10 protein-coding genes and 1 tRNA gene are annotated in these 10,764 nt (G+C 52.3%); 8 read left to right on the plus strand and 3 right to left on the minus strand.

All coding sequences use genetic code 11. The features are described from left to right. The first annotated feature begins 1,172 nt into the window (after positions 1-1,172). Entirely contained in the window at positions 1,173-1,799 is a 627-nt protein-coding gene (gene trhA / locus EV680_RS11540; RefSeq protein WP_132954895.1) for a PAQR family membrane homeostasis protein TrhA, read from the plus strand. A 432-nt stretch (positions 1,800-2,231) separates the two neighbouring features. Here trhA and EV680_RS11545 read toward each other — a convergent pair. The 3 genes from EV680_RS11545 to EV680_RS11555 all read right to left on the minus strand — a co-directional run bounded on the left by EV680_RS11545 (position 2,232) and on the right by EV680_RS11555 (position 3,820). After that, positions 2,232-2,308, minus strand: a tRNA-Pro gene (locus EV680_RS11545). 115 nt (positions 2,309-2,423) lie between these two features. Next, a complete protein-coding gene (locus tag EV680_RS11550; protein WP_132954896.1) occupies positions 2,424-3,149 on the minus strand; it encodes an SAM-dependent methyltransferase in 726 nt (241 codons plus the stop codon). Between the two features lie 80 nt (positions 3,150-3,229). Beyond that, positions 3,230-3,820 (minus strand): Maf family protein, encoded by a 591-nt coding sequence (locus EV680_RS11555; RefSeq protein ID WP_132954897.1) that lies wholly within the window; start codon positions 3,818-3,820, stop codon positions 3,230-3,232. A gap of 51 nt (positions 3,821-3,871) precedes the next feature. Here EV680_RS11555 and EV680_RS11560 point away from each other — a divergent pair, with 51 nt between their 5' ends. The 7 genes from EV680_RS11560 to EV680_RS11590 all read left to right on the plus strand — a co-directional run bounded on the left by EV680_RS11560 (position 3,872) and on the right by EV680_RS11590 (position 10,600). Then, positions 3,872-4,375, plus strand: coding sequence for a YceD family protein (locus EV680_RS11560; RefSeq protein WP_132954898.1), 504 nt, complete (start codon positions 3,872-3,874; stop codon positions 4,373-4,375). Positions 4,376-4,406: 31 nt separating this feature from the next. Beyond that, positions 4,407-4,586, plus strand: a complete 180-nt coding sequence (gene rpmF / locus EV680_RS11565) for a 50S ribosomal protein L32 (protein WP_089035754.1) — start codon at positions 4,407-4,409, stop codon at positions 4,584-4,586. 130 nt (positions 4,587-4,716) lie between these two features. Next, positions 4,717-5,244, plus strand: coding sequence for a phosphoribosyltransferase (locus tag EV680_RS11570; RefSeq protein ID WP_132954899.1), 528 nt, complete (start codon positions 4,717-4,719; stop codon positions 5,242-5,244). Between the two features lie 236 nt (positions 5,245-5,480). Next, entirely contained in the window at positions 5,481-6,545 is a 1,065-nt protein-coding gene (gene plsX / locus EV680_RS11575; RefSeq protein WP_132954900.1) for a phosphate acyltransferase PlsX, read from the plus strand. A gap of 194 nt (positions 6,546-6,739) precedes the next feature. Continuing rightward, the gene (locus tag EV680_RS11580; protein WP_132954901.1) at positions 6,740-7,699 is read left to right on the plus strand and encodes a beta-ketoacyl-ACP synthase III; all 960 of its coding nucleotides are present in this window, start codon (positions 6,740-6,742) and stop codon (positions 7,697-7,699) included. A 418-nt stretch (positions 7,700-8,117) separates the two neighbouring features. Beyond that, the gene (locus tag EV680_RS11585; protein WP_165870945.1) at positions 8,118-9,419 is read left to right on the plus strand and encodes a DUF1294 domain-containing protein; all 1,302 of its coding nucleotides are present in this window, start codon (positions 8,118-8,120) and stop codon (positions 9,417-9,419) included. A gap of 317 nt (positions 9,420-9,736) precedes the next feature. Beyond that, positions 9,737-10,600 carry a hypothetical protein gene (locus EV680_RS11590; protein ID WP_132954903.1) on the plus strand — a complete coding sequence of 288 codons (864 nt, stop codon included), beginning with the start codon at positions 9,737-9,739 and terminating at the stop codon, positions 10,598-10,600. Positions 10,601-10,764: the final 164 nt, after the last annotated feature.

Genomic DNA, 10,764 nt, shown 5'->3' on the forward strand with positions numbered 1-10,764 from the left:
TAAGGATTATTTTTCTCGGAAAAACCTTAACAGCACCTAAAATGTCCCTTAGGAAGATGTTTCTTCAAAAGAGCACCTTTTTTGTCCCTTACGCCGAAATCAAGAAAAAGTGACACAAAACTACATTTTGCAACGGCGTAGGTTGGGTTGACAAACCCAACGTTTCAGACGGCTTGTGGATTTGTTGGGTTTACAACCCAACCTACCTGCTGTGTCACTCTTTTATGCATTCCACTATAGGTGTACTGTCTTCGGCTCGCCGCTTTGTTATCTTATTTTTTCGGATGGATATCTTAAGATGGGAGCGGGTAGCCGGCATTGTGAAATGTTCGATATTTCATTACCGACGCAATAATACCCATTCAAAAAATAATATACAAACAAGCAGCCCGTAGGTCGGATTCTCGAATCCGACACTTGTTCGTAGAACAAGGCACCCACATCGCTTTGGCCGTTGGCTAAACGTCGGATTCAAGAATCCGACCTACGCGGATGATGCTGCCGAACTGCTTTTATTTGGTAAGGTTATTTTTTAGAATGAGTATAATCCGTTATAAACTGTGTTTTGAAAAGCCGGCAGGCCGTCTGAAAAGTTTCAGACGGCCTTTTGTTTGGAATGGTAAAATTGACAACAATTTATTTCTATTTTGTCGGCAATTTTATAAAATTTAAAAATAAATATAATTTAAAAACAATATATTGAAATTTTTATATTTTTAAAATTTTTATTTTTACTGTATTTTGTGTAGAATTTTTCTAAAGATTTGTGGTTGAATGGAAAACATAAATAGCATTTTCGCCCGCTTTGGCCGTGGTTTTTCAAGCGCCCGCTAGGCTGATAAGTGCTTGCCTTGCGGTTGATTGCAGCTGCCGGCTCGGGTGAGGTGCAGCGGTTTCGAGTTGTGTGTTGTCGCTTGGGTTATTGCGAATGCACATGGTGGGGTGGGGCAGATGCGGGTTGGATAAAGTTTTGTGATGGCTGAGGCTTCAGACGGCATGGTTGGTTTTTGCCGTCTGTTTTTTGCCTGCTGTTCTGCTTTTTGCGTGATGCCCGCTCAATTTCTGCAACATGTTCTAACTTGATTTTATGTGTTCAGACGGCCTTAAGCTGCCGAAAATAGCGTACACTTGCTCCTTGTTTAGATGAGAACGATTTTTGAACAGGATGTGTTATGTATCCAGGTGAGCGTTTTAATGCTTACAGCCATTTGCTTGGCGCGGTGTTGGCTGTGATTGGCACGGTGATGTTGCTGCAAAAAGCAGGGCACACGCAAGATGTGTATAAAATCATCAGCTCGACCGCTTACGGCGTGTGCCTGATTTTACTTTATATGGGCTCCACCATTTATCACAGCACCCGCCATCCGGGCGTGAAAGGGGTGTTGCAGAAATTTGACCATTGCGCCATTTATCTGCTGATTGCCGGCAGCTACACGCCGTTTACGCTGGTAACGCTCAACGGCGCATGGGGCTGGTCGCTGTTTGGTGTGTCGTGGGGGCTGGCCGCGTTTGGCATTGCGCAAGAGCTCACCATCGGGCGCAAGAGCGAAAAGCGTTTGCTGTCGATGATTTTATATATGGTGATGGGCTGGTTGGTGGTGGTGGCGATGTATCCGCTGCTGCAAACCCTGCCTGCTTGGGGGCTTTTCTGGCTGGTGCTCGGCGGCTTGCTCTACAGCGGCGGCATTTATTGGTTTATCAACGATGAAAAAATCAAATACGGCCACGGCATTTGGCATTTGTTTGTGCTCGGCGGCAGCTTGGCGCAGTTTATTTGTGTGTATTTTTATGTGGTGTGATGATTGCATCAGCATGATATATAAAGGCCGTCTGAAAAGTTTTCAGACGGCCTTTATATATAGTGGAATGCATAAAAAAGTGATACGACGGGTAGGTTGGGTTGAAAACTCAACAAATCCACAAGCCGTCTGAAATGTTGGGTTTGGCAACCCAACCTACGCTGTTTCAGAGTGCATTTCGTGTCACTTTTTCTTGCATTTCACTATATATGGCTGTAAAGCTGGAGCTTTTTGTGCTTGCGCGAACCGGTGTGGTTAAACCGAATTGGATTTCAGTTTATTTTTCAGCCATGCGAATTGGATTTAATCACTTTAATATCGTTGGCTTGCGGCTGCATCGCAGCTCAACCCGTGGGCTATATTGTTTGCAGATGTCCAAACCCTTAAATGTAAATCAGCCTGCTTTGACGAATCAAAGCAAGCTGAAATATTTGGTCGGAATGAGAGGATTCGAACCTCCGACCCCTTCGTCCCGAACGAAGTGCGCTACCGGGCTGCGCTACATTCCGAATAAGCTGTGCATTATAGTGAGTGGCGGCTGTTTTGACAAGCGCTTGTGAGATGTTGTTGCTATTTTATTGATTTTTATATTTAAGTTTTAGGGCGTCTGAAAAGTTTCCGGCTTCAGGTTCTGGTTTGTGCGGCATGGAGCACGAAAATGGTCGGCCGCTTTTTCAGGTCGGGCAAGCTGCTTTTGCGCCATTGGGCAATGGTTTGGCTGATGATTTGCTGGCCGGGCAGGGTTAAATCGCAGGCGGTGCACAGGCGGGTGGCGGGGCTGAGGGTGGCAACGGCATCGGCGAGCAGCGCATCGTTGCGGTAAGGGGTTTCGATGAAAAGCTGGGTTTCGTTGTGTTGGTGCGAGCGTTGTTCCAGCGCTTTGAGGGCGCTGATGCGCTGGGCTTTATCGGCGGGCAGATAGCCTTTAAAAGCAAAGTTTTGACCGTTGGCGCCCGAAGCCATCAAGGCTAGCAGCAGGCTGGAGGGGCCGACAAGCGGGCGCACTTCGAAGCCGCCGGCGTGCGCGAGTGCCACCAAGTTGGCGCCGGGGTCGGCCACGGCTGGGCAGCCGGCTTCGCTGAGCAAACCCATGCTGCGGCCTTGGTGCAGCGGCTGCAATAAATCGGGCAGGATTTGGGGGTTTGTGTGCTCATTGAGCGCTTGCAGATTGAGCGTGCGAATCGGTGTGGTGATGCCCAAATGCTTTAAATGGGCGCGGGCGGTTTTTTCGGCTTCCACCACAAAATCGGTGAGGCCGGTGATTTGTGCTTGCTCGTGCGGCAGCAGGCAGGGCGTGTCGGGCGCGCCGAGCGGGGTGGGAATCAGATAAAGTATGGGTGCGGCGGTCATGGCGGGCTTTCGTTTAAATGGGAATGGTTTGGTATGGGCGTTCAGGCCGTCTGAAAATGCAGGTGCACGGGTGAAAAATGCTACAAAATGTCCATGCCTTCGGCTTGCAAAAAGTCAACCAGCTTGAAGATGGGCAGGCCGATCAGGGCGTTGGGGTCGCTGCTCTCGATTTTTTCCAGCAAGGCTGCGCCCAAACCTTCGCTTTTGGCGGCACCGGCGCAATAAACCGCATCCGGCTCGCGCTCGAGATAGCGGCGGATTTGTTCGGCTGAAAGAGGGCGCATGCTTACTATGGTGGTGTCGGTGTGAATGTGCAGGCGGCCGCTTTCGCTGTTGAGGAGACATAAAGCGCTGTAAAAGGTGATGGTTTGGCCGGATAGCTCGGCCAGCATTTGTTGTGCTTTTGCCACGCTTTCCGGCTTGCCCAGCTGGCGACCGTTGCAGCAGGCCACTTGGTCGGCGCCGATAATCAGCGCGCGCTCAAAGGTGCCGGCCAATGAGCGGGCTTTGCCGATGGCCAGCCTCAAGGCGGTTTGCGATGCGGCTTCGCCCGGCTCGGGTGTTTCGTCGAAATCGGGGCGGGCGGTTTGGAAAGGCAGCCCCAGTGTGCGCAATTGCTGCTGGCGGAAAATCGAACTTGAGCCTAAAATAAGCGGAAGTGGTGTATTCATTTGTGTAAAAGCATTGACGTTAATCTGCTTAAATTATATCATAGCCCGTTTATGTTAGACCCTAATTTGATTGACCCCGAAGTGTTCGCCGCAGAAGGGCGCCGTTTGCAAGGCAGGCTGGCGCTCAATCAGCTGGATGAGCGCGTTTGGTCGCACGAATATTTGGCAAACAAAGAAGCCGAAGTGTCGTTTACGCTGCAAGGCGGGCGCGACCGATGGCAGCGTTTGTATTTGGATTTGAGCGTAAAAGGCGATGTGCCGCTGGTGTGTCAGCGCTGCATCAAGCCGATGCCGTTTGAATTTGACGAACAAAGCCGCGTGGTGTTGTTTGCCGATGATGCAAGCTTGGATGAAGCCATGCTTTCCGATGATGAGTTGGAGGGCATGCTGCTGCAAAAAGCGTTGGATGTGCGTATGCTGGTGGAAGACCAAATCCTGATGGCGCTACCGTTTTCGCCACGGCATGAGGATTGCGGCAATGCTGCATTGGCCGAAGTCAATCAAGATAAACCCAATCCGTTTGCCGTATTGGCAGGGCTGAAAAGCAGCCGCTAACCCATTTGTATTTGATATTTAGGAGCTTGAAATGGCCGTTCAACAAAACAAGAAATCCCCCTCTAAACGCGGTATGCACCGCTCGCACGATGCGCTGACTGCGCCGGCACTGTCGGTTGACGGCAACACCGGCGAAGTGCACCGCCCGCACCACATTTCACCCAACGGCATGTATCGCGGCCGTAAAGTGGTGAAAGCCAAAGGCGAATAATCCCCTGCCTTTTGCCTGTAAGGAAGCCAGCAGATTGCTCTCAAACCGCAATTGCCGGCTTTTTTCGTTTATCTGCCGGCGGCTGCCGTTTGAATCCGGCTCTTCCGACGCCTTCACAATGTGAACCATCATGAAAAAGAAAATCTGGTATACCTACGATGAAATTCATCATGTTATCAAACAGCTTGCTGCCAAAATTCAGGCGGCCGACACGCCTTACGATGCCATGATTGCGATCGGCGGCGGCGGTTTTATTCCCGCCCGTATTTTACGCTGCTTTCTGGATATACCGATTTATGCCGTGACCACTGCTTATTACGACAGCGACAACGAAGGGCAAACCACCGAATCTGTGCGCAAAATCCAATGGATTGACCCGCTGCCGAGCGAATTGCGCGGCAAAAACGTGCTGGTGGTGGATGAGGTGGACGACAGCCGCACCACGCTCGAATTCGTGCTCAATGAATTGGCGCAAGAAGATTTCGGCACCATCGGCATTGCCGTGCTGCATGAAAAAATCAAGGAAAAAGTGGGGCAGCTGCCTGCAAATATGCCTTATTTCAGCGGCCTTACCGTGGAAGACTGGTGGATCAACTATCCGTGGGATGCAGAAGACATCGACGAACACAACCGCTTGGCCGCCGAGAGCCGCGCGTAATACCCATTTTAAAAACAATCTGGCGCGATTTGACCTGTTTTGACCTGCTATTTGCATTGTCTGAGGCTCGCCGCTTTGCGGCTGTGTCCGGGTTGGGTGTCAGTCTGTTCAGACGGCCTTGTGATATTATCGAGCATTACCAAAAGGCCGTCTGAACGGTATTTTCAATTATTTCCCTGCCCGACAGACATTTGAGCGCAAGCCTTGTGCCTGCAACAGGAATCGGGAGCAGCAGCATGCTTACTTTGGCCGTAGATGCCATGGGCGGTGATGCCGGTTTGGCCGTAACCATACCGGGCGCACTTGCCTTTTTGAAACAACAACCCACCGCACGCCTGATTATGGTAGGTGATGAGGGGCAATTGCAATCGGCGCTGGCCGCCGCGCATGCGCCGATGGCGCGCATCGATATCCAACACGCCACGCAAGTGGTGGCGATGGATGAAGCGCCTCAGCTGGCGTTGAAAAACAAAAAAGATTCTTCTATGCGCGTGGCCATTAATCAGGTAAAAGAGGGCAAGGCGCAGGCTGCCGTGTCTGCCGGCAACACCGGCGCGCTGATGGCTACCGCCCGTTTTGTGCTCAAAACCATTCCCGGCATCGAGCGGCCGGCCATTGCCAAATTTCTGCCCTCGGCAGGCGATCACATGACGCTGATGCTCGATTTGGGTGCCAATGTGGATTGCACGGCTGAGCAATTGGTGCAGTTTGCCGTGATCGGCGGCGAGCTTGTGCAGGCGCTGTATCCTGAAAAAGGCCGCCCGCGCATCGGTTTGCTCAATGTGGGCACGGAAGACATCAAAGGCACCGACACGGTGAAGCAAACTTTTAAGCTGCTCAAGGGCAGCGAGATGAATTTTGTCGGCAATGTTGAGGGCAATGCCGTGTTTGGCGGTGAAGTGGATGTGGTGGTGGCCGATGGTTTTGTGGGCAACATCATGCTCAAAACCATCGAAGGCGCGGTGAAATTTATGGGCGGCGCCATCAAGCAGGAATTTCAAAGCAGCCTGTTTACCAAAGCCGCCGCATTGGTGGCGCTGCCGGCTTTGCGCGGCTTTAAAAGCAAATTCGACCCGCGCCGCTTCAATGGCGCCATCTTTCTCGGCCTGCGCGGCGTGGTGATTAAAAGCCACGGCGGCACGGATGCCACAGGTTTTATGTATGCGCTCGAAGAGGCTTATTATGAGGCCAAAGCCGACAGCTTGACGAAAATCGAGCAGGGTGTGGCGGCGCAGCTTTCGGTGTTGACCGAAAGAAGGCTGGAAGCCGAACAAGCGGCTATGGCCAACAATATCGAATAAAATAGTTTCATTAATCAAGCATTTTCCGCGCCCACAAGGGCTTTCAGACGGCCTGGGCATGATGTTCAGGCCGTCTGAAACATTGAATTGCCGGCTATTTAGACCTTTTACTTAAATTGCGTGTATCTTGCATTGAGTAATCGGGGATGATTGGCTACAATCAGCCGTCTACGAAGTTAACCAAAGGCTGTGTCATGAAACACGCTAAAATTCTCGGCACCGGCAGCTATTTGCCGGCCAATCGTGTGAGCAACGATGATCTGGCTCAAAAAGTCGACACTTCTGATGAGTGGATTACCAGCCGCACCGGCATCAAATTCCGCCATATTGCCGCCGATAACGAGCAAACCAGCGATTTGGCTGTGGCCGCCGCCCGCCGGGCGCTGGATGATGCCGGCTTGGCCGCCGAAGATATCGACTTGATTGTGGTGGCCACCGCCACGCCCGATATGCAGTTTCCCGCCACCGCCACCATTGTGCAAAACAAGCTGGGCATGGCCGGCTGCCCCGCATTTGACGTGGCGGCGGTGTGCGCCGGCTTTATGTATGCGCTCACCACCGCCCATGCTTATATCAAAAGCGGCATGGCGCAAAAAGCGCTGGTGATCGGCGCGGAAACCTTCAGCCGCATTCTCGATTGGAACGACCGCACCACCTGCGTGCTGTTTGGCGACGGTGCCGGCGCCGTGGTGTTGGGTGCATCAGACGAGCCCGGCATTATCGGCGGTAAATTGCAGGCCGACGGCGCGCATTTGGGTTTGTTGAAAGTGCCGGCGCATATGGCCGGCGGCGAAATTTGCGGCAACCCTTATGTGGAAATGGACGGCCCGGGTGTGTTTAAATTTGCCGTGAAAACATTGGCCAAAGTGGCCGAAGAAGTGATTGCAGAGGCCGGTATCGGCGTGGATGAAATTGATTGGATTGTGCCGCACCAAGCCAACAAGCGCATTATCGAATCCACGGCCAAGCATTTGGGCTTGAGCATGGATAAAGTGGTGCTCACGGTGGATGAGCACGCCAATACTTCTGCCGCCTCCATTCCGCTGGCGCTGGATACGGGCATACGCCGCGGTCAAATCCAGCGCGGTCAAACCTTGCTGCTCGAAGGCATTGGCGGCGGCTTTGCTTGGGGTGCGGTGCTGTTGAAATACTGACAATGTGCACGCGCAGGCGGGCAAGAGGCGCTTGCGGTTTTGTTTACAATCGTGATTGATATTTCCGGCTGGGCGAACCCAGTGCCGGCTGCAGCTATGCCGGCTAAGTAAAAAACGTTGCTATCATCTAAGTTATCTTTATATAATCCCACCCTGCGGATAAAAAATACCCGCTTTTCATACGGGGAATCGCGCACATGTCATAGCTGTGCGCTGCATTTCATTAAAAAATAATAAGTCACACAATACGGCGGGTAAAACATTTCATGCAAAGCGCAAGGCGCGGCGGGAATGTGCAATCTATCCGTGATAATAAAAAATAATGAGCGGAAAACAATTACACTACGGAACCATTTCCCGTTGGTTTGCCAATCGGCGGGCGGGTGCTATTACAACGGAATATAATGGCACTTGCAGCGTGATTTTGTCGGCGGCAGAGCTGCCTGAAGATTACCAACATCCCCAAGTGGGCGACACCGTACGCTTTGCCATCGGGCGCGACAAACACGAGCGTTTGCATGCTTTTTCGGTGGAGCCGGTGTGGGATGAAGAGGCGAAAGATCTGCGCGTAGGCCGCCGCATCATCATTCGGCTGCATGAATGGGATATGCGGCAAAACGGCGGCTATGGTCTCTACGGCCCCATGCCTGTGTTTGTGTTGGGGCAGTTTCTCAACAGCCAGCTGCGCATACCCGAGCCCGGCGAGCCCTTGCGGGGCACGTTGATGGAATACAAGCCCGGCAGCTGGCTGCTGCGCGATGTGGATATTCTGGAGGAAGCCGACATTGCCGCCAAGCCGGTAACGGTTGCTGAAGCACCCACAGAAGAGGCGGCTGAAGTTGTGCCGACGGATATTGCCGAGCCGGACAAACAGCCCGATGTAGATACGGATTCGGCATCAGAGCCCCCGCAAAGCACCGATGTGGCAGCCGAGCCAATCAGCTCGGATGGCTCGTTTGCCGAAACGCCGGCTGAGATTGAAGCGCAAGGAGAAGTATTGTTGAATATCCATGCCGAGCCTATCGACATTGCCCAAGCATTGCCCAAAGAAAAAGCGCCGCCGCCTTTGCCTGCCAATACCGTGTTGCACGGCAGCGTTGCGTTTTGGGATGACGACAAGGGCTATGGTTTCATTCAGGCCGGCGCAAAGCGGCGCGATGTGTTTTTTCACGTTTCCGCTTACCATTACCGCAAACGCCGCCCGCAAATCGGCGACAAGGTCAGCTTTTTTTGCGACCGCCCGGTATCGGGGGAGCGGCAGAAAGCGGTTAAAGTGGTGCTTAGCGAGCATGAACACACGTTGGCGTCGGATGAAACCTACGACCAAAATCAGATGAGTTTGAATGTGCCTAAATTTTTGGCCTACAGCCTGATCAGCGGCGTTTATTTGGCGGTGCTATGGGTGATGTTGCCCAAGCTGGCGTGGGTTTACGGCGCGCTCAGCCTTGTGGCTTTGATGCTTTATGCGGCCGACAAATCGGCTGCGCTGGCCAATGCATCAGGCAAGCGCCGCCAGCGTACCGCAGAAAATACGCTGCACTTGTTCAGCATGTGCGGCGGCTGGCCGGGCGCGCTGGTGGCGCGTTCGCTGTTTAACCACAAAACCACCAAAGCCGGCTTTGTGCGCGTGTTTTGGCTGACTGTGGTAGCCAATATGCTGCTCACAGCCGCATTGTTAACTTACGGCGGTAACCACCCGTTGGTACAGTGGTTGCATTAGGGCGTCCTGACAATTCGTTTATGAGGGGGATTTCGCCCCTGAAAATGCATCTGCTGCGTTAAAAAGCCTCGCAAGGTGTCCAACCTTGCTGCGCTTTTCGTCTTGCAAGCACGCTTTTGCGCTCAAAATCTTACGCGCGGATGAATTGTGAACAGCCCCTAATCAGGCCGGATATGGCCGGCTTATGCCAAGTCTAAAAAATGAAGATAACCAAGCGGCGAGCCGCAGACCGTACAGCCAGCACGGCAAGGCGAGAAACGAAGCTAGGTTGTTTTTAGGTTTGGTCTGATTCGTTTATTGAGAGGAATCAACGCAAAATGCTGCCCACTTCTGCCTTGGCCGATATGTTTCCGGTGGTGATGACACCCAGCCACGACGGCAAATATTTTCACAATTACACGCTCTCTTTGCTCAATTTGGTGTCGTCTGCGGCGCAACAAGGCCTGTCTTTGCAGGTGTCGTTGCAAAGAGGCGAGAGTCTGATTACCCGCGCCCGCAATAATGCTGTGGCCAATTTTTTGGCCAACCCGCAATGGACGCATTTATTCTGGATCGATTCCGATATCGGCTTTTCGCCGCAAGCGGTTTATCGGCTGCTGTTGTCGGATTATGATGTTGCCTGTGGCGTGTATCCGCTCAAACATGAAAACTGGCCGCAAGAAGGCCTGCCGCAAGGCACCACCCAAGCGCAATTCGAAGCCGGATATAACCACTACACGGTCAATACCGGTGCGGTGAAGGATAATGGCGAAGTGCATCTGCATATCGGTGCAGACGGTTTTTTCGAAGTGGATGAAGCGCCCACCGGTTTTATGCTGATCAAGCGCAGCGTGTTTGAGCGCCTGATGGCGGCTTATCCCGAGCGGCAATATGTGCCCGACTCTTTGGGCGTGGACAATCGGGGTTTGCATTACCGCTTTTTTGATGTGATGATAGACCCCGAAAGCCGCCGCTATTTATCGGAAGACTACGGCTTTTGCCGCTTGTGGCGGGGCATAGGCGGCAAAATTTATGCCGATGCTAATTCCAACCTTTCCCATCAGGGCAGTAAGCTTTATCGGGGCAACTTTGCCGCGTCTTTGAGCACCAATCTTGCGGCGGCGGTGGGCGCGCCTGTAGGCAGCCAGATGTGGCTGCACGGCAGCGAATATTTGCAGCCGAATGAGCAAGGGCCTGAATAAGGCCGTCTGAAACGCCTGATGAATGAGTGATATCGAATCTAATCGTTGCCTCGTTATTTTTTAGATTCGGCACTAGGGCGTCCTGACAATTACTTGTCATAAAAATAATCAGATAAAAGAAAGGCAGATAAGTTAAAATTTTTGTCGCCAAACAAAACATACTT

Source organism: Uruburuella suis, assembly GCF_004341385.1.
In the GTDB taxonomy this organism is placed as follows: domain Bacteria; phylum Pseudomonadota; class Gammaproteobacteria; order Burkholderiales; family Neisseriaceae; genus Neisseria; species Neisseria suis.